General features: G+C 37.5%; 33 protein-coding genes. 23 read left to right on the top strand and 10 right to left on the bottom strand.

All coding sequences use genetic code 11. The features are described from left to right. The first annotated feature begins 39 nt into the window (after positions 1-39). The 4 genes from PH210_RS24710 to PH210_RS24695 all read left to right on the top strand — a co-directional run bounded on the left by PH210_RS24710 (position 40) and on the right by PH210_RS24695 (position 3,714). Positions 40-1,473 (top strand): lmo1851 family serine protease, encoded by a 1,434-nt coding sequence (locus PH210_RS24710; protein WP_483312144.1) that lies wholly within the window; start codon positions 40-42, stop codon positions 1,471-1,473. 110 nt (positions 1,474-1,583) lie between these two features. After that, positions 1,584-1,838 (top strand): hypothetical protein, encoded by a 255-nt coding sequence (locus PH210_RS24705; RefSeq protein WP_289989039.1) that lies wholly within the window; start codon positions 1,584-1,586, stop codon positions 1,836-1,838. Between the two features lie 62 nt (positions 1,839-1,900). Further along, a complete protein-coding gene (locus tag PH210_RS24700; RefSeq protein WP_289989038.1) occupies positions 1,901-2,821 on the top strand; it encodes a CobW family GTP-binding protein in 921 nt (306 codons plus the stop codon). A 71-nt stretch (positions 2,822-2,892) separates the two neighbouring features. Then, positions 2,893-3,714: a hypothetical protein gene (locus tag PH210_RS24695; protein WP_289989037.1), complete on the top strand. Its 822-nt coding sequence runs from the start codon at positions 2,893-2,895 to the stop codon at positions 3,712-3,714. A 35-nt stretch (positions 3,715-3,749) separates the two neighbouring features. Here the strand turns inward: PH210_RS24695 and PH210_RS24690 are convergent, their stop codons facing one another. Beyond that, complete coding sequence (locus tag PH210_RS24690) at positions 3,750-3,995, bottom strand: DNA alkylation repair protein (RefSeq protein WP_289989036.1); 246 nt, start codon at positions 3,993-3,995, stop codon at positions 3,750-3,752. A gap of 96 nt (positions 3,996-4,091) precedes the next feature. On the opposite strand from PH210_RS24690, the gene yoyC reads away from it, so the two are divergent. Next, entirely contained in the window at positions 4,092-4,361 is a 270-nt protein-coding gene (yoyC, locus tag PH210_RS24685; protein ID WP_354670016.1) for a protein YoyC, read from the top strand. 12 nt (positions 4,362-4,373) lie between these two features. Then, positions 4,374-4,841: a FixH family protein gene (locus PH210_RS24680; RefSeq protein ID WP_289989035.1), complete on the top strand. Its 468-nt coding sequence runs from the start codon at positions 4,374-4,376 to the stop codon at positions 4,839-4,841. A 22-nt stretch (positions 4,842-4,863) separates the two neighbouring features. Here the strand turns inward: PH210_RS24680 and PH210_RS24675 are convergent, their stop codons facing one another. The 5 genes from PH210_RS24675 to PH210_RS24655 all read right to left on the bottom strand — a co-directional run bounded on the left by PH210_RS24675 (position 4,864) and on the right by PH210_RS24655 (position 6,771). Beyond that, positions 4,864-5,226, bottom strand: a complete 363-nt coding sequence (locus PH210_RS24675) for a hypothetical protein (RefSeq protein WP_289989034.1) — start codon at positions 5,224-5,226, stop codon at positions 4,864-4,866. Positions 5,227-5,235: 9 nt separating this feature from the next. Then, entirely contained in the window at positions 5,236-5,697 is a 462-nt protein-coding gene (locus PH210_RS24670) for an Hsp20/alpha crystallin family protein (RefSeq protein WP_289989033.1), read from the bottom strand. Positions 5,698-5,773: 76 nt separating this feature from the next. Continuing rightward, complete coding sequence (locus PH210_RS24665; protein ID WP_289989032.1) at positions 5,774-6,250, bottom strand: Hsp20/alpha crystallin family protein; 477 nt, start codon at positions 6,248-6,250, stop codon at positions 5,774-5,776. Positions 6,251-6,272: 22 nt separating this feature from the next. Continuing rightward, on the bottom strand, positions 6,273-6,515 hold the full coding sequence (locus PH210_RS24660) for a spore germination protein (protein WP_289989031.1): 243 nt from the start codon (positions 6,513-6,515) through the stop codon (positions 6,273-6,275). Between the two features lie 13 nt (positions 6,516-6,528). After that, positions 6,529-6,771, bottom strand: a complete 243-nt coding sequence (locus PH210_RS24655) for a spore germination protein (protein WP_289989030.1) — start codon at positions 6,769-6,771, stop codon at positions 6,529-6,531. 175 nt (positions 6,772-6,946) lie between these two features. Between PH210_RS24655 and PH210_RS24650 the strand changes: the two genes are divergently transcribed. Both PH210_RS24650 and PH210_RS24645 read left to right on the top strand, forming a co-directional pair. Continuing rightward, positions 6,947-7,720, top strand: coding sequence for an SDR family oxidoreductase (locus PH210_RS24650; protein WP_289989029.1), 774 nt, complete (start codon positions 6,947-6,949; stop codon positions 7,718-7,720). A gap of 115 nt (positions 7,721-7,835) precedes the next feature. Further along, positions 7,836-7,994 carry a hypothetical protein gene (locus PH210_RS24645; RefSeq protein WP_289989028.1) on the top strand — a complete coding sequence of 53 codons (159 nt, stop codon included), beginning with the start codon at positions 7,836-7,838 and terminating at the stop codon, positions 7,992-7,994. A gap of 146 nt (positions 7,995-8,140) precedes the next feature. Here the strand turns inward: PH210_RS24645 and PH210_RS24640 are convergent, their stop codons facing one another. Then, positions 8,141-8,701, bottom strand: coding sequence for a GNAT family N-acetyltransferase (locus tag PH210_RS24640; RefSeq protein ID WP_289989027.1), 561 nt, complete (start codon positions 8,699-8,701; stop codon positions 8,141-8,143). Positions 8,702-9,005: 304 nt separating this feature from the next. Continuing rightward, the gene (locus tag PH210_RS24635; protein ID WP_289989026.1) at positions 9,006-10,133 is read right to left on the bottom strand and encodes an amidohydrolase; all 1,128 of its coding nucleotides are present in this window, start codon (positions 10,131-10,133) and stop codon (positions 9,006-9,008) included. Positions 10,134-10,322: 189 nt separating this feature from the next. Here PH210_RS24635 and PH210_RS24630 point away from each other — a divergent pair, with 189 nt between their 5' ends. The 7 genes from PH210_RS24630 (at position 10,323) to dapF (ending at position 15,461) form a co-directional block, all read left to right on the top strand. Continuing rightward, a complete protein-coding gene (locus PH210_RS24630) occupies positions 10,323-10,646 on the top strand; it encodes a DUF4870 domain-containing protein (protein WP_289989025.1) in 324 nt (107 codons plus the stop codon). Positions 10,647-10,748: 102 nt separating this feature from the next. After that, on the top strand, positions 10,749-10,946 hold the full coding sequence (locus PH210_RS24625; protein WP_289989024.1) for a PLD nuclease N-terminal domain-containing protein: 198 nt from the start codon (positions 10,749-10,751) through the stop codon (positions 10,944-10,946). Further along, positions 10,946-11,854 (top strand): ABC transporter ATP-binding protein, encoded by a 909-nt coding sequence (locus tag PH210_RS24620; RefSeq protein ID WP_289989023.1) that lies wholly within the window; start codon positions 10,946-10,948, stop codon positions 11,852-11,854. Before PH210_RS24625 ends, PH210_RS24620 begins: the two co-directional genes overlap by 1 nt. Next, a complete protein-coding gene (locus PH210_RS24615) occupies positions 11,851-12,630 on the top strand; it encodes an ABC transporter permease (RefSeq protein ID WP_289989022.1) in 780 nt (259 codons plus the stop codon). Before PH210_RS24620 ends, PH210_RS24615 begins: the two co-directional genes overlap by 4 nt. A gap of 84 nt (positions 12,631-12,714) precedes the next feature. Next, a complete protein-coding gene (locus PH210_RS24610) occupies positions 12,715-13,584 on the top strand; it encodes a patatin-like phospholipase family protein (protein ID WP_289989021.1) in 870 nt (289 codons plus the stop codon). A 97-nt stretch (positions 13,585-13,681) separates the two neighbouring features. Next, positions 13,682-14,440 carry a hypothetical protein gene (locus tag PH210_RS24605; protein ID WP_289989020.1) on the top strand — a complete coding sequence of 253 codons (759 nt, stop codon included), beginning with the start codon at positions 13,682-13,684 and terminating at the stop codon, positions 14,438-14,440. 37 nt (positions 14,441-14,477) lie between these two features. Then, complete coding sequence (dapF, locus tag PH210_RS24600) at positions 14,478-15,461, top strand: diaminopimelate epimerase (RefSeq protein WP_289989019.1); 984 nt, start codon at positions 14,478-14,480, stop codon at positions 15,459-15,461. A gap of 9 nt (positions 15,462-15,470) precedes the next feature. Here dapF and PH210_RS24595 read toward each other — a convergent pair whose 3' ends face one another. After that, positions 15,471-17,315, bottom strand: a complete 1,845-nt coding sequence (locus PH210_RS24595; RefSeq protein ID WP_289989018.1) for a DNA ligase D — start codon at positions 17,313-17,315, stop codon at positions 15,471-15,473. A gap of 129 nt (positions 17,316-17,444) precedes the next feature. On the opposite strand from PH210_RS24595, the gene ku reads away from it, so the two are divergent. The 4 genes from ku to PH210_RS24575 all read left to right on the top strand — a co-directional run bounded on the left by ku (position 17,445) and on the right by PH210_RS24575 (position 20,056). Further along, on the top strand, positions 17,445-18,281 hold the full coding sequence (ku, locus tag PH210_RS24590) for a non-homologous end joining protein Ku (RefSeq protein ID WP_289989017.1): 837 nt from the start codon (positions 17,445-17,447) through the stop codon (positions 18,279-18,281). Positions 18,282-18,401: 120 nt separating this feature from the next. Then, on the top strand, positions 18,402-19,364 hold the full coding sequence (locus tag PH210_RS24585; protein WP_289989016.1) for a nucleoside hydrolase: 963 nt from the start codon (positions 18,402-18,404) through the stop codon (positions 19,362-19,364). 195 nt (positions 19,365-19,559) lie between these two features. After that, positions 19,560-19,760 (top strand): cold-shock protein, encoded by a 201-nt coding sequence (locus tag PH210_RS24580; RefSeq protein ID WP_223593178.1) that lies wholly within the window; start codon positions 19,560-19,562, stop codon positions 19,758-19,760. A 92-nt stretch (positions 19,761-19,852) separates the two neighbouring features. Next, positions 19,853-20,056, top strand: coding sequence for a cold-shock protein (locus PH210_RS24575; RefSeq protein WP_289989015.1), 204 nt, complete (start codon positions 19,853-19,855; stop codon positions 20,054-20,056). A gap of 38 nt (positions 20,057-20,094) precedes the next feature. Here PH210_RS24575 and PH210_RS24570 read toward each other — a convergent pair whose 3' ends face one another. Further along, the gene (locus tag PH210_RS24570; protein WP_289989014.1) at positions 20,095-20,388 is read right to left on the bottom strand and encodes a DUF6509 family protein; all 294 of its coding nucleotides are present in this window, start codon (positions 20,386-20,388) and stop codon (positions 20,095-20,097) included. 261 nt (positions 20,389-20,649) lie between these two features. Here PH210_RS24570 and PH210_RS24565 point away from each other — a divergent pair, with 261 nt between their 5' ends. From PH210_RS24565 to PH210_RS24550, 4 genes are all read left to right on the top strand, one after another. After that, the gene (locus PH210_RS24565) at positions 20,650-21,402 is read left to right on the top strand and encodes a DeoR/GlpR family DNA-binding transcription regulator (RefSeq protein ID WP_289989013.1); all 753 of its coding nucleotides are present in this window, start codon (positions 20,650-20,652) and stop codon (positions 21,400-21,402) included. Beyond that, complete coding sequence (pfkB, locus tag PH210_RS24560; protein ID WP_289989012.1) at positions 21,399-22,313, top strand: 1-phosphofructokinase; 915 nt, start codon at positions 21,399-21,401, stop codon at positions 22,311-22,313. The genes PH210_RS24565 and pfkB overlap by 4 nt, the downstream gene beginning before the upstream one ends. A 13-nt stretch (positions 22,314-22,326) precedes the next feature. After that, positions 22,327-24,189, top strand: coding sequence for a PTS fructose transporter subunit IIABC (locus PH210_RS24555; protein ID WP_289989011.1), 1,863 nt, complete (start codon positions 22,327-22,329; stop codon positions 24,187-24,189). 114 nt (positions 24,190-24,303) lie between these two features. Then, positions 24,304-25,101: a DUF2935 domain-containing protein gene (locus PH210_RS24550; protein ID WP_289989010.1), complete on the top strand. Its 798-nt coding sequence runs from the start codon at positions 24,304-24,306 to the stop codon at positions 25,099-25,101. Positions 25,102-25,167: the final 66 nt, after the last annotated feature.

Raw genomic sequence — 25,167 nt, 5'->3', positions numbered from 1 at the left:
GAAGAGAAAAAAGACCAGGAAAAGGTTGAACAGGAGCAAATGACGGAAAATAGGTCAAGCTATATTCGATTCAAGAAATTCCATTTTATTATGCTTTTGTTTTTTATCGTTTTTCTATCTGCTGGAATTACAACTGTTGCCTTCTCGTTTGGCAAAGAAAAGGTTGTGCCGGCTGCCAATGATAGGCAGGAATTTAATAAGCTTTATGAAGCTTATGATACATTGAAAAATAAGTACTACAAAGGAACGAGCCAAAATAAGCTGATCAATGGTGCAATCAACGGTATGGTTGAAGCTCTTGATGACCCTTACTCAGATTATATGAGTAAAGATGAAGCGAAGAGCTTTCATAGCAGCATTTCCTCATCATTCGAAGGTATTGGTGCAGAAATTCAAGAAAAAGACGGCCATATAACAATCGTTTCACCGATCAAAGGATCACCTGCTGAAAAAGCGGGCTTAAAACCAAATGACATTATTCTATCAGTGGATGGAAAGAGCCTTCAGGGTATGAATTCAACCCAAGCGGTGACAATGATTCGCGGTAAAAAGGGTACCAAGGTTGAATTATCTATTCAAAGACCGGGCACCAATGCTCCAATGAGTGTACCAATAGTTCGAGATGAGATACCGATTGAAACCGTTTATGGCGAAATGGTAGATGACAAAATTGCCAAAGTCCAAATTACCAGTTTCTCCAGCAATACATCTAACGAGCTTGTTAAAACGCTCAATGACTTACAAAAGAAGGGTATGAAGGGGCTTGTACTAGACCTAAGGCAAAATCCTGGTGGATTATTAGATCAAGCTGTAACAATCTCCAGTATGTTCGTCCCAAAAGGAAAAGTTATCGTTAAAGAAGAAGACCGTAACGGTAAAATAACAGAAATTCCTTCTGAAAATAAGGGCAATCCTACCCTTCCGTTAGTTGTCTTGATTGACAAGGGAAGCGCAAGTGCTTCTGAAATTCTTTCCGCAGCCGTTAAAGAATCTGCTGGTGTTCCGTTAGTTGGGGAAAAGTCCTTTGGTAAAGGAACAGTTCAAACTGCTTCAGATTTTGCGGATGGTTCCAACTTAAAATTCACCATCGCAAAATGGCTGACACCAAACGGTAATTGGATTCATAAAAAAGGAATTAAACCAGATTACGAAGTAGCCTTACCTCAATATGCAACATTGCCAATTATTAATCCTGATAAAGAACTAGCGCTTTCTACTTCTTCAACTGAAGTTCAAACAGCGCAAAAAATGCTTAAAGCGATTGGGTACGATCCAGGGCGCGAGGATGGCTTTTTTGACGAAAAAACGAAAGCAGCTGTTATCGCATTCCAAAAAGCACAGAAACTCCCAGTAAATGGGGTGCTAAAAGGTGATGCTACCTTGAAGCTAATGGACCTGTTAAGAGAAAAAATTAAAACGAGTGATACTCAATTGCAAAAGGCAGTTGAAGTATTAAAAGGCAGAATGAAATAGCAGACAATGCCCGATTCCATAAGGAGTCGGGTTTTTTATTTGGGCCTGTATATCTCTTAAGGTTCTATCCTAAAATGGAAAGTAAATGAATGGAAGGAAGTATTAGATTCATGAGAAAGCTATGCATAGCTGTAATTGTATTTTCCATTTTGGGCTACGGTCCGCTAAATTCGTTTTTTCATAACGGATTCAAGTCTGAAGTTGATTCTGTTTTTCAAAAAGTAAAAGATTCGGCTGGATTATCAGAGGAAACGAATAAAAAGGTAGAGAATTTCTTAGTTAATGCTGACAAATCAGTTGAACAACTAGCTGCATTAGCACCAGTTCTTATCAAAGAGGCATTGAACCTTTTTAAAAGCGGATGATTTTTTCATCCGCTTTTTCAGTTATAATATAAGAATCTTAAAAGGTAAGAAGGGAAATATTGATGAAAAAAGCTGAGGTTTATATATTATCTGGATTTTTAGGAAGCGGAAAAACAACCTTGTTAAAACGATTGCTTGAAGATGAACAGAAATCTGGAAGAAAAGTAGCAGTGATGATGAATGAGCTTGGAAAGGTATCGATTGATTCGGATGCCATTGATGAAAATGATGTATCATTGAAGGAATTGTTGGGTGGCTGCATTTGCTGCTCAATTCAGGACAAGCTTGAGGCACAGCTGCAAGGATTGTTATTAGATGAGAAACCAGAGGTTATCTATATTGAAACAACAGGAGCTGCTCATCCTGTAGAGGTTTTAGATGCAATTCTTTCTCCACTATTTGCGGATAAGCTTAACATAAAAGGGATCATTACTACTGTAGATGGTACAAGATGGCTCAACCGAAAGTCACTAAGTCCACAGCTGCAGCAGCTTATTCTTGAACAAGTAAGGCATGCAGATTTCATTCTCATTAATAAAATGAATGAACTAACAGAGGGCCAGCAGGCGAATATTACGTTTGAAATGCAAGCTGCGAATTCAAAAGCAAGATGCCTCCTGACGAATTACTCACAGGTTTCCATCACGCAACTTAGAAATCTTTCTGTTTCGTTCAATAAAGAGTCGCTCAAGATTCCTTTACATCTAACCACCTTTGTTTACCAATTTACTACATCAATAAGCCAAACTGAATTTGAAGAGTTTTTGCGAGGTTTGCCTGATACGATTTATCGAATTAAAGGATATATCAAGTTTGATTATTCAGACCATCCATTTCTTTTTCAATTTTCTTATGGCATGCCCTTGTATATCAAGGAATATATGAATTTACCATTAAATCTTGTATTCATTGGAGAGAATATCGATTGGCCGCAAATTCAAACACAGCTTTTTATCCTTGAAAATGAAAAGAAAAATCCTTAAATCGATGAATGATAATTTCTTCTTCAGGTAACTCTTTTAATGTAGAAAAATTCACATTAAGGGGGGATTTCATGAAGAGAGTATCGTTATTTTTCGTAATAATTGTCATCCTCCTGCATGGACAAGGTGTTCAAGCTGCCACAGATATTAGCTATAAAATAGAAATGTTAAAATGGAAAGAAGTCAATCACATTTTGCCTAAATACACCAAATTTACTGTCATGGACATTGAAACGGGGAAACAATTTAAAGTACAGCGCCGGGCAGGCAGTCATCATGCAGATGTACAGCCCTTAACCGTCAAAGATACAAAAATCATGAAAAAAATCTATGGGGGAAAATGGAGTTGGAAACGTCGTGCGATTATCGTTATGCACAAAGACCAATGGATCGCGGCTTCCATGCACGGAATGCCTCATGGAGCAGGAGCACTAAAGAATAATTTTCCAGGACATTTTTGTATTCATTTTTATGGCAGTACAACCCATCGAACCAACTCAATGGACTTATCTCATATGCTCATGGTGTTAAAGGCCTCTGGGAAACTAGATGATTATTTTGGAAAAGCAAATCCATATGATGTAATAAATGCCTACATAGCTGGCTTTAAACAGCAGGATAGACAGATTACGTCTGAGGCTTCCTTGCAAAAAATTAAGTGGAAGCCTATTTTGGCCAAAGTCGACAATGTTAGAATTTCACGGATGGAGGAGCTGCCCCCAGAGGATTTAACGGAGGAAATTAGTTTGGATGTGCCGGTTGTAGTGGATTGGTTTATTAAGAATAGGGGAAGTCAATCATTTAATGGGAACATTCACTTAATTCGCTTTTCCCCTACAGATGCTTGGAAAGTGGATTCTGAGGATTTTTTAAAAGAAAACAGATTAAGATAAAACGAAAAACACCTTAAAAATAAGGTGTTTTTCGTTTATATTGGCTGCTCACCAAACTTTATAAATGTACGTTCATCTTCAATTAGGCCGCATGCACCGCATTGAATCCGATATTCTGGTCCATTATATGGGAGGTGAAAAGGCTCTAATTCATTTTCACCATATTCTCGGACAACTGCACCTGATTGAGGGTCAAGCTTTACGGAATGAGAGACTTGTTGAATAATATTAAAACGGCTTCGATTTGTTTTGCAATTTGGGCATTTATAGGGCGTAGACATAGTATTCTCCTTTCTTTATATTGTTAAAATCTATTTTTTGCAATAATGATAGTAAATATGTAACAATGGCAATGGCAGGAAAGAGGAGGGATATCTTTGCCTATAGATTTTGATGCTTTATTAGAACAATACCGCTCGATTTGGAACAATCGGTTATTAGCGCCGGGTGAAAAAAACAGTGAAGAAATATTACTTGAGGCTATTAAAAGGGAGCTGCTGGACGAAAACTCCCATCCTAGAATAAGGAAAAACAAGTATGAAAAATACTACTTCGCTACGAAGAGAGTTGTCGATTCTACAATTTCAGATGAAGTTAAAATACAGTTAATCATGCTTCATAATGAAATGATGGAAGAATTAAGTTAGGAGTGACCTATAATGAAAAAGTTTGTAATCGGTATTATTTCTGTTCTATTTCTGATTGTTGCTGTGTCCTGTAGTAAAGAAGAGAAGCAATCATCTGAACTGCCTGAAATGTTGGAAGTAAATTTATCAATCAATCCGGAACCGGCAAAATTAAATCAGCCTGTCACTTTTGAAGCTAAAGTTTCTCAAGGAAAGGAAGCGGTTAATGATGCTGATGAAGTGATATTTGAGATATGGCGTTCAAAAGATGAAAAGCATCAAAAAATCGCGATTAAAAACCCGAAGAACGGCATTTATCGTCTGGAGAAATCGTTCGATCAGGAAGGTACGTATTATATCGTTTCACATGTTACAGCAAGAGATATGCACAATATGCCTAAAAAAGAATTTGTTGTCGGGACTCCTAGTGAAAAAGAGGATCCAAACGCGAAAGATTCCATGGAAGGTATGAACATGGAGGAACATAATAAGGGACATTAAAAGACAGCCGCGATGGCTGTCTTTAATCTTCTTTTTTAGCTTTGAGGTTTACCTTAGCTTGTTTTGAAAGTTTTTCTGCAATTTTTTCATCGACTAATTTAGTAAGATCCCCTTCATAGCTTGTGCCAATATTTAATTTACCTGATAAATCTTTAATTCCCAATTGCCCAAAGTTATTGGCATAATCTAAATGTTCAATAATGATTTTATCAACTTGAAGGTGTTCAATTTTAATGGTCGGCTGGTTTTCTTTTTGGATGGTTTCATCAGGGGTAGTTTTGGATTCGTGTAAATTGGCTTCAAGCATGGATATCTTTTTTTCTAATTCCGTGATTTTTTGTAAAAAAGCTTTTTTGGAGATAAAAAAGCGAAATAGAAACCGCATAAAATCCCTCTATTCAGGATTGGATTGCTCGAAGGTGATAGGGATGTCCTCGACTTCCTCACGGTTCATTGGCATGGATAAGGTTAACACACCATTGCGAAGTTCAGACTTTATTTTATGAACGAATATTGGATAGGGTAATAGTAATTCCTTTTTGAAAGAACGGCTTGCTCGTTCCTTCAGATAATATTTTCGATTTTGCTGGAAGGCTTTAAATTCTCCTTTTATGGCCAAGACCTGCTGCTGCACGGAGATTTGGAGGGAATCCCTGTCTAAGCCTGGTATTTCGGCTTCAACAATAAGTTCATTTTCCGTTTCGTATAAATCGCATTTAGGGAAAAATTCATTCACGGCAGATACGGGATTTAAGGAAGATGGTCTATTGTTTTCATTAAAAATTTGATTCCAAAATTTCTCTGATTGAAATTGCTGGGCCACATCCAGCCATTTTTTTAATTTATCAACTTCCATCATACCACCTCATTTTAATCATCCCTATTCTCATCATATTTTTCCTTGTCAAAAACATGCAAAAAAAAATCGACGCCTATAAGATTTCTGTCACGTCGATTTGGGAATATTGCATATCAATATTTTTTGGAATTTTAATTTCAAGGACTCCATCCTTATAATTGGCTGCAGCCCCTTTTTTTCGGACAATTGCCGGCAGGGTAATAGTATGTTTATCTTCTTGCTCAGGAATATGTTCAACAATTAATTTGTTCGACGTATGATAAATGCGAATTTGTTTGAGCCATTCATCACTTTTAAGTGGAATTCTCACAAAAACAAAATCATGTGTTTCAAAGGCGGCTGAATTTAACACTCCTGTCATTTGCGGTTGTTGTGAAACGGATGATTGAAATCCGTTCATTAGATCCTGAGGATTCATCATGCCCATCATGTTTTGGGGCATGATCTTTCGCATTAAATCCTGGACGAAATTTTCAATTTCTTCAGGCTTCATATTTTTCATGCTATCCTTCATATTCTTATTAAAAGGGAACATATTCCACGGGAACATCTTTGTTCATCCTCTCTAAAGTCTAGAATTGAGCTGACATTGGGAAGGAAGGGTTCGCGATTTGATCTTGGTCACTTACGTCAGGATCGATGAATCCGTTAAATGAGCAAGAACTTGAGGGTGATAAGTCTCCCAGTGCTAAATTCGCACCAACCCATTTTTGGTTGGCTGTATGGCTGTTTTGGACAGCAGGGCCCAGAGAAATATTGGCATTATTAGCTACTGAATTTGTTTTAATATTAAAAACATTTATCTGAAAAGGCATTTTTTTCAGTCCTTTATTTCGGATTACTAAAGACGTTTGACGGATTTGCGATATCTCCCATATCATTGACATCAGGATCAATAAAGACGTTTTCCATTGCTGCGTTAGGCGGTGCAAAATCACCATAAGCCGTATTTTGACCCTGGGATTTTGTATTGGCGGTATGGGCATTATGAAGGGCTTCACCGATGTTGACAGACCCGTTATTAGAGACACTGTTAATTTTCAAGCTGAAAATGTTGATTACAGTCTGCATCCTGTCACATCCTTTTTATTGATATCTCACACTCATACTATGCAATTACTCGCCCATCCGTTATTAAAACTTGTGCTATTGTTTAAGGACACATTTGTTTAAAATTTGCATATATAAATGAATCTTTTTAACATATAGTAAAGAGAGAAATTTTATAAATAGTGAGGTAATGGTCGTGAAAATAAAAACGGCTTTAATTACAGGCGGAGCCTCAGGCATCGGAAAAATGACTGCCTATCAGCTTGCAGAAAAAGGATATCAGGTTGTAATTAATTATCGTAGAAGTGAATCAGAAGCTGTTTTGTTGACACAAAGTTTATCTGAAATGTTTGGGACAAAAAACATCGCTGTTCAAGGGGATGTTGCAAATAAAGAAGATTGTATCCGAATGGTTAATCAAGTTCTTTCTGAATATGGAACTGTAGATGTGCTTGTACATAATGCTGGGCCGTATATACATGAGAGAAAGAAAATGACCGAATATGCCTTCGAGGAATGGGACTACCTTCTGCAAGGAAATTTGAGTGCTGTTTTTTACTTGTCAAAGCTGTTGATTCCTGGAATGAGACAACAAAAATGGGGAAGGATTATTACACTTGGGTTTGACCGTGTCGAAACTGCACCTGGCTGGGTGTATCGTTCCGCGTTTGCGGCTGCCAAGGCAGGATTAGCCTCACTTACGAGAACGATTGCAATTGAAGAAGCAGAGAACGGAATAACGGCCAATATGGTTAGTCCAGGAGATATCATTAACGAATGGAAGGAAAAGAAAATAGACGAAGCAGCGTGGACGGCCAATCAAAATACTGACAAAAGAAGACAGGGGACAGGTGAAGATATCGCAAGAGTTATTGCCTTTCTCGCAGATGAAAAGTCTGATTTTATTACAGGAAGTATCATTCCAGTCACCGGCGGGACAGACGTCCTGGGCAAAATACATAAGATCTAAGACCTGTTATAAAATTCAGGTCTTTTTTTATTGTTAAAACATGTTATCCTCAAGAATTAAACGCGGTTATTTTGTTGATAATAGGAAATAATCATCGATGAAAGGAGCAAAGAAAATGAGTTTTAATATCAATAGAATTAATCCTAATCAAACTCAAATATTTTTTCATGATGGCCGTTTTGAAACATTAACCAATGAGGAATTAGAAGAATTTTTGCTCCAAATGGGACTTAACGAGGTAAATGAATCGCTGGAACAAAATGTAACGGATTAATAATATTACTTTATTTTTAAAATGAATGACTAGGGCGTAATTTTCGCTCTGGTTTTTTTAATTAATTAAAACTAAGTTGATTGGACCGGAAATTACCAATTTAGCTTTATACAAATAAAAAAGCAATCGTTTTTAACCGATTGCTTTTAAGCTTCCAATAAATGTGAAGAATCGTCTTGAGAAGATCCATTTCTGAGAAAATGCAGCGTATACATGTCTTTTGGAATCTCATATATATCATATACTTCCTCATGAGCATTCAATTGATCATATAGTGATTTTCTTGATTCATTCGCTTTTATAACATAAGGAAGTTTTTCTGCAGCCTTAATAGACCTAATATTAACTTTTCGAATCCTCATAAAAACAGTTTCAATCCCTAACTCATAAAAGAGTTCTTGAAAAAAGGCCTCTTTTGCTGGGCTATTATAACCTTGCCCATGATAAGGCTTCCCAAGCCATGTACCTAAAAAACCGGCATTCTCTTCAATGTCGAACAAATTGATGGTTCCGATTGGAGTGCCCCACTCATCAAGAATAGTTCGGGAAATTAATTCCCCGCGCTCTTCTGCTTCAATCGTTTGTTTCGTGATAAATAAAAATTCATCATAGGAAGCCGCTTTTTGGCGAACGAAAGGGAAGACATCTGGATGCGTCATTAGTTCATATAGTGTATGGCTGTCATGTAGATCACGTTTCTTTAGCATGATTATCCCTCCATTAGGGCATACCGATCCCATGTCAAAAGAAGCGGCCCACCCTCGAAATTTTTTATAAAGTTGCGTAAAAAATTTCGGGGTGGGAATCGAACCCACTAGAACCAGAAAAACTGGTGGCGCACCATTTGCCTTCCCTATATCATTTTTTGTTAAACCGAAATGTCCAAAAAACCCCCAAATTTTTCAGGTCTTAAACAGACTTACTTAATGTATGATACTAAAAATAATCAAAAAAAGAAATAGGTTTTCAGCACATTTTCAACAAGAATTTATTCCAATTTTCAACAATCTTCTACAGGTCTGAATAAATCATTTCACCAGCAATCATCGTCCATTTTGGCTTTGCTAAGTAATGGAAAGGATGATGGCTCCATAACACCAAATCAGCATCTTTCCCCTCTTCAATACTGCCAACATGCTGATCTATTTTTAAATTTCTTGCCGGATTAATTGTAATACCCTCAAGTGCCTTTTGCTCAGGTAACCCTTCGCGATTGGCAATACCTGCACAAATATTTAAGTATTGAATTGGGGTATAAGGATGGTCGGTCGTTATCGATACTTCCACACCATGATTAGTCAATTCTTGATAGGTTTTCCAGGTTTTGTTCTTTAATTCAACCTTTGACCTTCTAGTCAGGGTTGGACCGACTGACACTTTTAAACCAATTCCAGCAAGTTCTTCCGCTATTAAATGTCCTTCGGTACAATGCTCAATTCTTAAGTCCAGATTAAATTCCTCTGCAAATCGTAAAGCAGTGATGATATCATCAGCACGGTGAGCATGTATTCGAACAGGAATCTCTCTTTTTAATGCCATCACTAATGGACTGATTCTTAAGTCATCAGGGTTGTCTGCATGAATCGCTTGGTAAAAGGCTTCTCTAAGCATCCCCATGATCCCCATTCGAGTAATGGAGTCACTATTGCCGTGGCTGTGTATTCTTTTCGGATTTTCTCCTAAAGCAATTTTTAATCCAGCTATATCTTGGACAATCATTTTTTTGATATTTTTCCCTGATGTTTTTATGACGGAAGTAGTTCCTCCGATTACATTCGCACTGCCCGGCATAATGTGGACCGTGGTGATGCCGTTTTTAATCGCATCTGAAAAAGCGGGATCTAATGGATAAACGCCGTCCATTGCGCGGATATGAGGTGTTAGTGCTTCAGCCGTTTCGTTGGCATCATTACCTGCCCAACCTGTACCTTCATCGTATAGTCCTAGATGTGTATGAACATCTATAAAGCCTGGAAATAGGAAGAATTCACTACAATCCATGATTTTAACGTTTGAATTGGTAACGATATTTTTGCCAACCTTTTTAATTTTACCTTCCTCTATGAGAACATCGCCGTATTTAATCGGTTTAGATGTTATCGGGTAAATTGTTGCATTTTTTAAAAGTATGTTCGTCATAATTTAACCTTTCTGTAACTGGATGATATTATTTTATCTATTTTACCAACTAGTGTGCCTAAGGAAAAGTAGGGAATTTTCGGCTTTTTCAAAAAAAGAGCGGAATTTGTTGTGATAATGAAACCTTTAAAAGTGTACTGCGTAAATAGTAAGGTAGAGAGAAAAAACTTTTCAATGGGGGAAATAAAAATGATAAAGAATGAAGAAAGGTTATTGGCTGCAGGGATATATGTGTTAAGTTTATTTTTTCCGATATTAGGGCCCTTAATTATTTGGTTAATTAAGAAAGATGAATCATCATTTATCGATTATCATGGAAAAGAATATTTTAACTTTGCTATTTCTTATTTTGTATACTCTGTCATTTCCGGAATTTTAGTATTAGTTTTAATTGGCGTTTTCTTATTATGGGCAGTGGGCATTGCGGCTTTTATTTTCACGATTATTGCAGCCGTGAAAGCTTATGAGGGTAATCAATATCAATTCCCGCTTATTTTCCGAGTGCTTAAATAAATAAATGGTGAACCCGGCAAAAAAATTTGCCGGGTTTTTTGAACGTTTTTATAGTTCAAACGTCATATAAATGTATTTATAGAAAATAAAGGGGGAAATAACATGGATGCTTTAGCCCAATATGCACCAATTTTATTGCCAATCGTCATTATTCAGCTTATTTTATTAATTGTTTCTATTATTGATTTAGTAAGGATTGAAAAAACCAATGGTCCAAAATGGCTATGGGCCATCATTATTTTGTTTGTAAATATTATTGGTCCAATCCTTTATTTTGTGATTGGAAGGAGAAATAACTAATGTCCCTTATTCAAATATCCGGATTAAAAAAGAGTTTTCAAGGCACGGAAGTGATTAAGGGACTTGATTTTTCCTTAGGAAAAGGAAAATGCATTGCTCTTTTGGGACCGAATGGGGCAGGAAAAACAACAACACTTAGAATGCTTTCCGGCTTAATGGCACCCACTTCCGGCACGATTACTTTTACAGATGCTAAAAAAGGAGAGGATATTCGTCATTTCATTGGTTATCTCCCGCAATTTCCCGTTTTTTATGAATGGATGTCAGGGCTTGAATTCCTAATCTATTCTGGCAAGCTTGCAGGATTAAAGCATAAACAGGCGAAAGAACGAGCCATGGAACTATTGCAGCTTGTTGGAATTATGGATGCTAAAAATCGCAGAGTTGGAAAATACTCAGGGGGGATGAAACAACGATTAGGTATTGCCCAAGCACTTATTCATAGTCCAGAGTTGATTATGCTTGATGAACCTGTATCTGCTCTCGACCCATTAGGCAGAAGGGAAGTATTGGATCTATTAGAAGGGTTAAAGAAAGAGACGACCATTCTATTCTCGACCCATATTTTAAATGATGCCGAAGAGGTGTGTGACGAGATATTGTTCTTACATAATGGAGAAATCGTGGAGTCCGGGACAATGAATGAACTTCGTGACCGCCACCAGCAAGCAAAAATTGACTTTATCTTTAAAACCAAATCGGAGGAAATTGAAACTTATTTTACCAATCATGAATTAACTCAATCAGTGAATATTGATGGCAAACGGAACAGTGTATTCGTCAAGGATATTGAGCGTGCTAGACAAATCTTTTTACAGGAAATTTTAGAGAAAAACTGGCCGCTTGAAAAATTTGAACTTAGCAGCATGACACTAGAAGATGTTTTTATGAAGGTGGTGAGAAAATGATCCAGTGGATGACGTTATTACAAAAAGAGCTCTTAGAAATGTGGAGAAACTTTAAATGGATTTGGATGCCGATATCTTTTATCTTAATTGGTGTTCAGAAGCCAATAACCACATATTACATGCCGCAAATCATTGATTCGCTTGGCGGCTTGCCTGAAGGTGCTGTGTTAAAGATTCCAACGCCGACGGCCCGTGAGGTAATTATGCAAGGATTGGGGGAATACACCAGTCTCGGTGCTTTAATAATTGTTCTTTCAACCATGGGCATTATAGCTGCTGAAAGAAAAAGCGGTGTTGCTGCGATGATTTTGGTAAAGCCGGTTTCATTTACTTCCTTTGTCACATCAAAATGGGCTGGGGGAGTATTGTTAATGTGGCTATCTTTTTTTATCGGTTGTCTAACAACATGGTACTATACAGGCTTATTATTTGATTGGGTACCATTTGGTGAATTTTTGCAGGCCTATTTCTTTTATGCCTTGTGGTTTACGTTTATATTAACTGTATCTGTATTTTTTAGTTCTATGCTTAGAACGTCGGGAACGGCTGGTTTTATCTCATTAGCTGTAGTTATTATTGTGAGTATAGTGTCAAGCACTTTATCTCGCTGGCTTGAATGGAGCCCGGCTCAATTAACGTCTTATGCGAATGAAATTTTATTAGATAAAGGAGTTTCAGAGTATCTTTTACCAGCAGGATTGTTGGCCGGAGTCTGTATCATCATTTTGTTGGCATTAAGTGTTATGATATTTCGAAAAAAAGAGCTTGCAGCATAGCAGAGTCATTTCGCTTTGAGAATAGGTGCAGATATTTTATAATGTCTATTATTGTAACCGCTATGGATGAAAGGAAGAAGCAGTGTGGTAAATCAAGTCGGTTTGGTATTAGAAGGCGGCGGGATGCGTGGAGTATATACTGCTGGAGTCCTTGAATACTTTTTAGAGCAGGAGCTGTTTTTTCCTTATGTCATCGGCGTTTCTGCTGGTGCATGTAATGCTGCTTCCTATTTGTCGAAGCAAAAAGGAAGAAATAAGACTGTAACAATTGAATATGCTTCTGATCCCAGATATATTTCATGGAAAAATTATTTTAAGAATCGTCAATTTTTTGGGATGGATTTTATTTTTGATGAGATTCCAAACCAGCATGTCCCATACGATTATGAAGCCTTCTATAACTGTTCAAGCGAATTTGTCGTCGGAACAACAGATTGTATGACTGGTCAGCCTGTCTATTTTAACAAACAGGAGTATGGGAAGGACTTTTTAAAGGTATTACGTGCCTCAAGTTCTCTGCCGTTTATTGCACCAGAAGTGAAATTTAAGGATAAAATTCTGTTGGATGGCGGGATTACCGATCCCATTCCCATAAAAAAAGCCCAGCAGGATGGTTTTTTGAAAAATGTGGTTGTATTAACTAGAAATTCAGGTTATTTGAAAAAGCCTTCGAAATTTCACTTTATTGTTGATCGGAAGTATCCAGAGTATAAAGGATTGCAACAATCGCTTAGGGAACGATATCTAGTTTATAATGAAACGGTTGCCTATCTCGAGGAAGAAGAGAAAAAGGGCAGGGTGCTGATTATCCGTCCTACCCAGTCGCTTAAGGTTGGCCGAATGGAAAGAAATCCAGGAAAACTTGAAGAACTTTATAATCAGGGGTACGAGGATGCCCGAAAATCCATGAAAGCCATTTTAGAATATATTCATAAAAAAGAAGGGTCATTATGATGACTCTTCTTTTTTATCTATCAAATTGAAATCTCCTATCATTTTTTTAATAGTTGATAAATAAACTAGAACTAGGAATCGATAAGGGGTTTTCAAAATGAAAATATACGAATATTACCGTGATGCCGCCAAAATCCACTTAAATGGTAGTATTGCAGCTCTGTTACCCGCCTGCTTAATTGTTTTCGGAAATATTTCTTTTATTCAAAATCAGCAGATAATGCTATTAACCCTTCCATTTATTATTTATAGTTTTTTTAGTTTTCAATTCTATCTTTATAAAATTCATCAGTCGATTGCTATTGCTCGAAACATGTCTCACACTAAAAGCACTGCCTATTCTTTATTTGATGCGAGTGAATTATTGGTGCTTTTTATGAATACGCAATCACCAGCATTACAGCTCTATTTTCCTAATGGTCATTTAGCAGGCAGTATTAAAAGGTACAAGCGGAAAACTTATGCTCTCTATAATGCAAAGGAAGAAGTAATTGGTTTTTATCAGGTTAAAAGAAGAATGTTGATTACGATCAATGTATATGATCAAACACAAAACCACCTAGGCTGTCTCGAAATTAAGAAACATCCGTGGAAGAAAGTAAAGAAAGTATTGCTCGACAAATCGGGCAGAATAATTGGCGCTGTGAAAGGCTCTTCTGTTTTTATGGATGAGGAAGTTATTAATAAAAATAATAAACAATTAGGGCGCCTTAGGAGAGGCTGGATGCCGTTTGAATGGAGTCCATTGTTTCCAAACCCAAATACCCCTGTGCTTACCTTAAGAGAGCTTAAATCCGAAAGGGACAAGCTTCTGGGGATGGCATTTTTAATTCATGAATTCTTTGTCGAAAGATGATATGATAAAATATAATGCTATTGTGGGGGTAATGAATTTGGACATTAATTTTATCAAAGGTCATGGTTCTGGGAATGATTTTCTCATTATCGATGAAATAACCAATAATTATAGGTTTTCGGAAGATGAGAGAGCGAATCTTGCTCGTTTATTATGTAATCGGGAATCAGAATTAGGGGCGGATGGAATCCTTTTTGTGATGAAAAGTGACCATGCTGATGGGAGAATGAGGGTCTTCAACGCGGATGGATCTGAAGCCTCCATGTGTGGAAATGGTCTTCGTCTTGTTGCCCGATATATTTGTGAACTTAAGGGGATAAATGAAGCAGTCGTTGAAACAATGAAAGCAGATTTGAAGGTAAGTAAACAAAAGGAGCTGGTTCCGGAGGTTCATACCTATCAAGTTGAAATTTCCCCAGTCCTGTTCGAATTGTCGGCACTGCCTTTGAATTTAAATCAAGATACATTACGGAACGAAAAAATTGAGGAACTTTCAAATGAATTAAAGTTTACAGCACTTGCAGTACCCAATCCACATTTAATTACGATCGTTGATAAAGACCAGCTGCAGCTTGATATTCAAAAAGAGTTAAGTGAAAAAGTGAATGCTCCGAATGAATTGTTTCCTGACGGAGTCAATGTTAGTTTTGTTAAACCACTCGAGACAGGTTCCATTTATGTCAGAACCTTTGAACGGGGGGTTGGTTTTACAAATGCCTGCGGTACCGCGATGTCTGCTTCCACTTTAGTCACTTGCTTACAAGGGATAAATGAATTCGAGCAAACGATAAAGGTCTATAATAATGGCGGACGGGTTCAATGTATTGTCCATCATGACAACGAAACCTATTACATTGAATTGATTGGAAATGCTACATACCTTTTTACAGGTACAGTCAAGATTGATCTGGATAAAGAGTTATTTTCAATAACCGAAAGAAACGACTTAACGGAACAAAATGCTTACGAGTTACTGCAAGCTGATGCCCAGCGATTTATACATGAAACATTGAAAGGATAAGGAAACACCTTATCCTTTTTTTGCTGTACCTTTTTTTAAAACTTCCAGCACTGGCGTAAAGGGCTGAATGGCCTTCGTTTGCTGATAATTCTTGAAGGGGTCGATTTGTTTGCGAATTCGAGCAAGGGCATTTTGCATTGTAAAGCTTTTTGGATTGAGCTTTTCATCTACCTCTTCCCAATAGAGCGGTGTTGCGACCCCAGCGTGTTGATTTCCCCGCATTGAATAAGGGGCGACAATGGTTTTGCCTTCCCCATGCTGAACATAATCCACATATAACCGGTTTCCTCGATTTTTTTTCATTCTTTCGATCGTAAACGAATCAGGATCTTTTGAGATTAAATATTCAGCAATAAAGCTGGTAAACATTCTTGTATCCTCGTAAGTAAATTCGCCATCAGGCAATGGCAAGTAAATTTGCAGCCCTTTGTTGCCAGACGTTTTGATAAAACCAATCAAATTTAACTGATCAAGTACTTCTTTGATAAATAAAGCAGCTCTAATTGCCAAATGAAATTTATCTTGAGAAGGAGGATCCAAATCGAAAACAATTTCACTGGGGCCCTTGCTGTTTATCGTTTGAAAGGGAACATGAAATTCAATCGCTATTTGATTTCCAAGCCATATCAAGGTTTTAAGATTATTGCAAAGTATATATTCGATTCCATCTATTAAATAGGTTTGAACAAACTCAGGAGCATACTCGGGACAGTTTTTTTGATAAAAGGCTTCACCAAACATGCCATGTGGATATCGGATTACCGTTAACAAACGGTTATGTAAAAATGGGAGCATATAAGGTGAAACCTCACGTAAATAAAGAATATAATCTGCTTTTCGAATTTCGAGTTTATCCCATAAGGGCTTATCAGGATGTGTTATTTCCAGGTTATTTGGCAGATTTTTTTGGCCAAACATGAACTTTTCGTAGGAACACTGCTCTGGTTCCACATCAAAGCGAAAACGGTCAAAGTGAGGCTCACGCAATTGGTTTTCGTATAGCTCTAAGTATTTCACCTCGAGACAAATGGCAGGTTCTACATAGATAAATTGCTCATCCTCACGAATCATATTTTGTTTCATTGTCTGCTGAAGTGCCTGCTTCTCTTCCGGTTTAAACCCAAACAGTACCTGGCCGATTCCTACAATTTTTTTATCCTTATAAACACCAACATAAAAGTACCCATTTGTTTTCTCATAAGAGGTGACAAAACAGGTAACATATTTCCAATTCTTAAATTTTAACCATTGTAAGGAACGTTTTCCTTCCTCCCAAAGACTATTTTTTTGTTTGGCGACAATACCTTCCCCATCATATAAAATAACTTTTTCCCATAATTCATCAAAATTCTGATGGGCAATTACAGGCTGAAGAAGCGAGTTATTTCGCAAGCCAGGTTCACGGGCAAGACCCGTTGTTTGAAATAATTTTATAAGCTCCTCTTTTCGTTTATGAAACGCAGTTGTATAAAGCGATTTGCCTTTTAAGGAAAGCAAATCAAAAACCATAAGGCGGCAAGGAGAGGATTCAGCCTGTTCCGTAATTTTTTTGGATGATTTTAAACGGCCGCGAACTTGAATTGCGGCAAAATTTGCTTTGTAGGGATTTTCAAGCCAAACCAGCTCACCGTCAAGCTGAAGCGGTAAAAAGGGCTGAAATTGTTTTTCATACTGAAGTAAAAAATCCTGGATTTCTGGGAATTGGGGCAATAAAGATTTTCCGTTTCGGCTTGTTAATTGAATCCCGCTTGAGGTCCAATCCAAAATAGCACGGAACCCATCATATTTAACCTCATAAAGCCAATCTGATTGATTCGGGAGCTCAAAGGTCAAACTTGGCAGCATAGGTTTCATCTGAACGTTTCCCTTCGTTTTCTTTTTAGTTTGCTATATACTTTTTGACTTCATCCATTTCCAATTGTTTTAAGGAATGTTTAGCCTGTGGAATCGAACAATAAAAATAAAAAGAATGGAGATTAAGTTATGCATACGATGTGGAAGGGAAGTATCAGCTTTGGGCTTGTCAATATTCCCATCAAGCTTCATACGGCTACAGAGGATAAAGATATTAAGCTTCGGACCCTTCATAATAAATGTCATGCACCGATTAAATATGAAAAGATTTGTTCAGTGTGTGAGGAGGAAGTAAAACCAGAGGATATTGTGAAGGCATATGAATATACAAAAGGAAAGTTTGTCGTACTTGACAATGATGACCTCGACAAGCTGCGAAAAGAAAACGAAGATAAAGCAGTAGAAATAATTGATTTTGTCAATATGGAAGAGATCGACCCGATTTACTTTGACAGAAGCTATTATATGTCCCCAAATGAAGGGGGAGGTAAAGCCTATTCATTACTGAGAAAAGCACTTCAGGAATCACAAAAAGTGGGTCTTGCCAAAATCATAATTCGTTCAAAAGAACAGATGGCCGTGATTCGTGTATATGAAAACACATTGGTGATGGAGACCATCCATTATCCAGATGAAGTTCGTAAAGCAGGGGATGTACCCAATGTACCTGCAGAGGATAAGGTAACAAAAAAAGAACTGGATACGGCGATATTATTAATTGATCAATTGACCTCCAAATTTGAACCGGAAAAATACACCGATGAATATCGAACAGCATTGTTGGAATTAATTGAATCAAAACGGAACGGAAAAGAGACCGTAACAGCTGCAGCAAAGGAAGCTCCTTCCAATGTAACGGATTTAATGGCAGCTTTGCAGGCATCTATTGATCGAACGAAGCCAAATCCAAATAAAACTTCTGCCCCAAAAAAGAAAACAACAGTAAAAATGAAGAAACAAGCATAAGATTTAGTAGGTGTCCGATTCGAATTTTTCGAATCGGCTTTTTTCATTCCGTTCTTGCACACAAATAGACAGCATATTTTTTATTAGTATTCGTATATCATTGAAAACGGGGGAGTGATAATGACCTATAATGTACTCATGTTTGCCGATCCAGGAATCGATGATTCCTTTGCGATAATGTACGCCTTACTAAATCCGAAAATAAACCTTGTAGGAATTGTAAGTGGTTATGGAAATACTCCAAAAGAGCAATCGATAAGAAATACAGCTTATTTATTAAATCTTGGCGGAAGAGAGGACATTCCTATTATTGCAGGTGCTGCTGGTCCATTATCCGGAGAATTAGTGCGATATTATCCAGAGATTCATGGCCAGGAAGGATTGGGCCCGATTAAACCTCCTGATAATATCCAAAATGTTAAGGTATATGATATTAATAAAATCCTTGAAATTGTCGCTCAATATAAAAACAATATTATTATTGTATCAGTTGGAAGATTAACAGAATTGGCATTATTGTTTATTTTATATGGGAACCAGGCTTTAAAGGATGTATCAGCCTTTTATATTATGGGAGGAGCTTTTTTAGTCCCTGGAAATATTTCAGCGGAGGCGGAAGCCAATTTTTTTGTCGATCCCATTGCCTCTAATACCGTCATGGAAAAAGCACATAATATTTATTTACATCCATTAAATATTACCAATAAAGCCCTTATATCTCCTGAAGTTATTCAGTTTCTTGGTGAAAATAGCCCCACTCCATTTAGACCGCTAATAGTTCCAGCATTTGATTATTATTATAAAGCCTATCAAAAAAATATCCCTGGTATTAAAGGGGCTCCGCTTCATGATGTTGTCCCCTTAATGGCTTTAACGGAACCCGATCTGGTCAAATATATTCCCAGAAGAGTAAGAGTAGAGGAGTTCGGAACGGCCAAGGGGAAAAGTATCGCAGATTTTCGTCCGCGACCGGATAAAGAACCGCCAGAATCCATAGATAACATTGGAATGGATGCTGATTTTCAAAAATTCACAGTCAACTTTATGGAAATATTTTTAAAAGGTGATTTTAATAAAAGGTAATTTTGATTGACAAAAGACAGGATTGGGTATAATATTAAATTACGCTTTAATGTTCGTTAAATATTTATTGGATTAAGTAGTCGTAACTGCACGAATGATGTGGGTGATGTCTATTGCCCCAAAAAGTGCAAGTGCGGCTTTTTTATTTAAATGTAAAATTGACTTAAAGTGAACAAATTGTTGGGGGTAATATCCATGAAAAACGGTAAAGTAAAATGGTTTAATGCAGAAAAAGGTTTCGGTTTCATTGAAGCTGAAGGCGGTCAAGACGTATTCGTTCACTTCTCAGCTATTCAAACTGAAGGCTTCAAAACATTAGAAGAAGGCCAAGCAGTTTCTTTTGAAATCGTTGAAGGCGCTCGTGGACCACAAGCTGCTAACGTTCAAAAAGCTTAATTTTGTTAATTAAAAGGGTGATGCACTGTTAGGGCATCACCTTTTTATCTATATTCACTTTTTTAATGTACTAAAAACAAGGGGTGAAAGTTGTGGCATTTGGTAGAAGAAATGACGAAGAAATCAAATTAGAGGAAACAAAAATTTGGGTTTGTAGTTCAGAGGATTGTAAATGCTGGATTCGCGACAATTTTAAAAGCAGTGAAGTGCCCCGTTGTCCAATATGCAAAAGTGAAATGAAGCAAACAACAAAAGAGCTTCAGGTCATTCATAATCATAGTAAGAATTTTATGTAAACAGATTTAAAGCAGGGTAAATTGATACCCTGCTTTTTTTATTCAATCGCATTTTCTTTACAATATTTAAGAACCAGATCTTCCTCATCTTCCTCAAGGGCAAAGTCCAGCACCTTTTCGCTTCCTTTTTCGAAAAAATGATAGGTGGAAAGCTTTGCTTCATTTTGATCCTCAACGAAAATGACCTTTAAACCCACACCTTTATCTGAAAAGAGTTCATCTTCTTCATCAATATCTAAATCTAGGAAGAATTCGTAGCGATCCCCAGATAATAAGCCGAATGGATCTTCTAGTTTTTCTACTGTATGGCCAGTAATGTTCAAGGGTATCATCCTTTATTTTTTATTAGTCCTTATTATTATACACATTTTTATTGAAAAGCCGAGAAGTTATCCTAGTTAAATCTTATTTTGGTGAAATAATATTTAGTAGCACCAACATAACTGGTGCTTTTTTTATTGATCTTCGTGACGAATTGTCAAAAAACTTTCAAAAACAATCAAAAGATGATTATTTTTGAAAGAAAATGATTGATTTTTGCAATCGGTTTCAGTAATATAAAAGCAGGAAAAGAAATTTCAGGTGGTGATAATATGTTAACACCAGAACGGCATCGCATTATTCTCCAATTATTAAAAGAGAAAAGTGTCGTGAAAATCCAGGAAATTATGGACATTACTAATACTTCAGAATCAACAATCCGAAGGGATTTATCACAATTAGAGGAACAAAAGTTTTTAAAGAGAATTCATGGCGGGGCTTCCAGATTACAGGGCAAACTCCAAGAACCAAGCATGATTGAGAAATCCTCCAAAAACCTTCACGAAAAGCACCTAATTGCCAAGTATGCGGCTAGCTTGGTGGAGGAGGGAGATTCGATTTACCTTGATGCAGGTTCAACGGTAATTGAAATGATTGAATTCTTACCGTTTAAAAATATTGTGGTAGTGACCAATGGTTTAATGCATTTAAAACCGTTATTAAATAAAGATATTTCAACCTATCTAGTCGGTGGACTAATTAAACCGAATACTAGTGCTTTTATTGGAAGAGGAGCGTTAGCCAGTCTCGACCTGTATCGTTTTGACAAATGCTTTATAGGAGTAAATGGCATTCACCCTCAATTCGGCTTTACAACTCCGGATCAAGAGGAAGCATTGGTAAAGCAGAAGGCTATTTCTCTTTCTAGAGAAACATATGTTTTAGCAGATAATACGAAGTTTGCTGAAATATCTTTCGCGAAAATTGCTGACATCCATGAAGCGTCTATTATCACTAATGAATTAGAGGAAGAAACCATAAATCAGTATGTAAATAAGACATCCATAAAGGTAGTGACTGCATGATTTACACATTAACGTTAAACCCATCTGTTGACTATATTGTTCAATTGGAAAGCTTTAGTCTGGGGGGATTAAATAGAACGGTAAGTGAAGCAAAGTTTCCAGGGGGTAAAGGGATTAATGTTTCCAGGGTTTTAAAACAATATGGAGCAAAGAGTAAGGCGTTTGGCTTTTTAGGCGGCTTTACCGGAGCATATATCGAGCAATATCTAAATAACGAAAATATTGAAACAGATTTTGTGAAGGTGGCAGAAGATTCCCGGATCAATATTAAGCTGAAAACAGGCCAAGAATCTGAGATCAATGCCAAGGGGCCTAACATTACAGACCTAGATTTTCAGCAGCTAAAGGATAAAATTCGCCAGTTAGGTTCATCGGACTTATTAGTGTTGGCAGGAAGTATTCCTTCCTCTTTACCTAAAACCACATATGAAGAGCTAGTGAAGATTTGTAGGGAAACAGGAGCGCAATTTGTTGTCGATGCAGAAGGAGACCTGCTAAAAAAAGTTCTTCCTTATAAACCGTTTTTAATCAAACCAAATCATCACGAACTTGGAGAACTTTTCGATACTGCTTTTACATTTGCGGAGGAAGTTATCCCATATGGGAAAAAACTTGCTGAAATGGGTGCCCAAAATGTAATTGTATCACTTGCAGATAAGGGTGCTGTATTGATTAGTGAGAACATTGCCTATTTGGCTGAAGTGCCTAAAGGAGAGGTTAAAAATTCAGTTGGAGCAGGTGACTCGATGGTGGCAGGATTCCTCGCAGCATACGAGAGAACGGCTGACCTCAAAGAAGCATTTCGATACAGTGTTGCATCAGGAAGCGCAACGGCATTTTCACTCGGATTATGTACTAAAGAAAAAGTAGAAGAGCTCCTTACACAGGTGCATATAAAAGAAATTCTCTAAGGGAGAGAAAACGATGAAAATTACTGAATTGTTATCCCAGGATACCATTCTATTAAATATTGAAGGCAATCAAAAAGAAAAGACAATTGATCAACTTGTTTCAGTCTTATTTAATGCTGGAAAAATCAACGATCAAGCAGAATTTAAAGAAGCTATTTTAAAGCGTGAGGGGCAAAGCACTACAGGAATTGGTGATGGCATTGCCATTCCTCATGCGAAAACAAAAGCGGTTAATGAAGCTGCTATAGTATTTGGTAAATCTGCTACTGGTGTAAATTATGAATCCTTAGATGGGAAACCAGCACATCTATTTTTCATGATTGCCGCCCCTGAAGGTGCGAATAATACACACTTGGAAGCATTGGCCCGCCTTTCTGGTATGTTAATGAAAGCTGAAGTACGGTACGAGCTTTTAAAAGCAACCTCAGCGGAGGAAGTTATCGATACGATTAACCGATTTGATAAAGAAGATAAACAGGAAACGGTTATTTCCAATAAGAAGGATTTAATCGTTGCTGTAACAGGCTGCCCAACTGGAATTGCGCACACCTATATGGCAGCAGATTCCTTAAAAGCAAAGGCTGCTGAATTGGGAGTAGACATTAAGGTTGAAACAAATGGTTCAGGCGGCGCTAAAAATGTTCTAACGAAGGATGAAATTGAAAATGCTGCAGCTGTCATTATTGCTGCTGATATCAATGTGGAAATGGAAAGATTCAAAGGCAAACATGTGATTCAAGTTGCCGTTGCTGAGGGAATTCGCCGTCCGGAACAATTAATAAACCGTGCAGTAAAACAGGATGCTCCCATTTATAATGGAAATGGCGGCCAAAGTGAAAAATCATCTGAACAAAAAGCTCCACGATCAGGCTTTTACAAGCATTTAATGAACGGTGTCTCCAACATGCTTCCGTTTGTTGTCGGCGGTGGTATTTTAATTGCCATCAGCTTTATGTTTGGTTATAATTCCGCTAATCCAGATGACCCATCCTACAATCCAATTGCGGCAGTAATCAAGGCAATTGGCGGTGATAATGCATTTGCACTTATCGTCCCTGTTCTTGCAGGGTTTATCGCCCTAAGTATTGCCGATCGACCAGGTTTCGCTCCTGGTATGGTGGGCGGTATGATGGCAGCTCATGGAGGAGCAGGCTTCCTTGGCGGTTTGGTTGCCGGTTTCCTTGCAGGATACATTGTACTTCTTTTAAAGAGAGTATTTGCAGGCCTTCCACGTTCACTTGAGGGAATTAAAAGTATTTTGATTTATCCTTTGTTAGGCATTGCGATTACTGGGTTTTTGATGCACTATGTCGTTAATAATCCAGTGGCTTGGATTAACAAGGAAATTGCCGATTTGTTAACTAGTCTTGGAACAGGTAATGCTGTATTGTTAGGTATTGTTCTTGGTTTGATGATGTCTTTTGACATGGGTGGCCCGGTAAATAAAGCCGCGTATGTTTTTGGAACAGGTTTATTGGCAAGTGGGGTTTATGAGCCAATGGCGGCAATTATGGCAGCAGGAATGGTGCCGCCGCTCGCAATCGCAATCGCAACAACAATTTTTAAAAATAAATTTAACGATCAAGATAAAGATGCAGGTAAGGCTTGTTATGTTATGGGCTTATCCTTCATTACAGAGGGAGCAATTCCATTTGCTGCAGCAGATCCGCTGCGCGTTATTCCTTCCGTTATGGCAGGTTCGGCCATTGCAGGAGCGTTATCAATGGCATTTGGAATCGGACTGCGTGCTCCTCATGGCGGGATATTCGTTGTCCCATTAGTAGAGAATGGGGCATTACTATATGCCATGGCCATTTTAATTGGCTCGGTCGTATCAGCGCTTTTAATCGGTTTCCTTAAGAAACCCGTGAAATAATTTTAGAAAAAGGCCGGTAAACTTTGTTTGCCGGCATATTTTTTTATCATAAATTGTAACCACCCGGAATAACATCAGATTGGTATGTGTATTTTTACCTGAGGGGGCATTAGCATGAATGATGATTTTGAGAAAACAGCAAGATTTGAACATCGATTCTGGCTCCAAATATTAGGGGATCATTCCCGGTTTATTTTAGAGGCTTTAGCACCCGTAGAAAAAGAGGAAATCGAAAAAGCGGAAGCCTTTATTCAAACTTTTGATATGCTTCTTGGGCAGGCGAAAACAGCAGAAGTAGTACAATTAACGGCTAATGCTGAAACAGAAGTCCTAAAACTCCGTGAATTTAAATTTAGTTTAATTAAAAGGCATTTAATCGGGAGGATAAAAATCCATCTTTCACCAACGTTTCTTAACCATATGGTCAATGAATTAGAAGAATATTTACGGATTCTATCACACTTAAAAACAGGCAAGCTTCCCCCAGTTTATCATGAGCTTCATCATCATCTTGTTTGGTTATTGGATGCTGCCGGGCATGCAGGAGCGATTTCATCCAATTTAGACGGAGTGGAAAAAAGGCTGAAAGATAAAAGTAATTTGTATACTAAGCATTTTGAAGATTTTTATTTAAAAGCAGTTGAATTGGCAGGCTATTTAAGGACGAACATCACCACATTTCCAGCCTTGGATAAAATGAATTCAGATGCCGTCCTGGAAATTAAATTATTTCAAAATTTCCTCCATGAAATTGAAGAATTAGAACTAAGTGCTCAAGCTCTTGGTACGTTCTCACCATTAATGGCAGACCATATGTCCCGTGAGGAATGTTATTACCTCATGAAATTAGCAGAATCAACCAACACAGAAATGCCAAACTGTGATCCAGCTAAACCAAGACTAAAAGAATAGGCGCTGTTAAAGGCATTTAATGAATATTTAACACTGTTGATTGGAGCGCAGGGTACTCGAATCCTG

It is taken from the genome of Paenibacillus sp. BSR1-1 (assembly GCF_030403775.1).
Classification (GTDB): Bacteria; Bacillota; Bacilli; order Bacillales; family Cytobacillaceae; genus Neobacillus.
The sequence above is the reverse complement of the archived record's forward strand: the minus strand, read 5'-3'. Positions and strand labels throughout refer to the sequence as shown.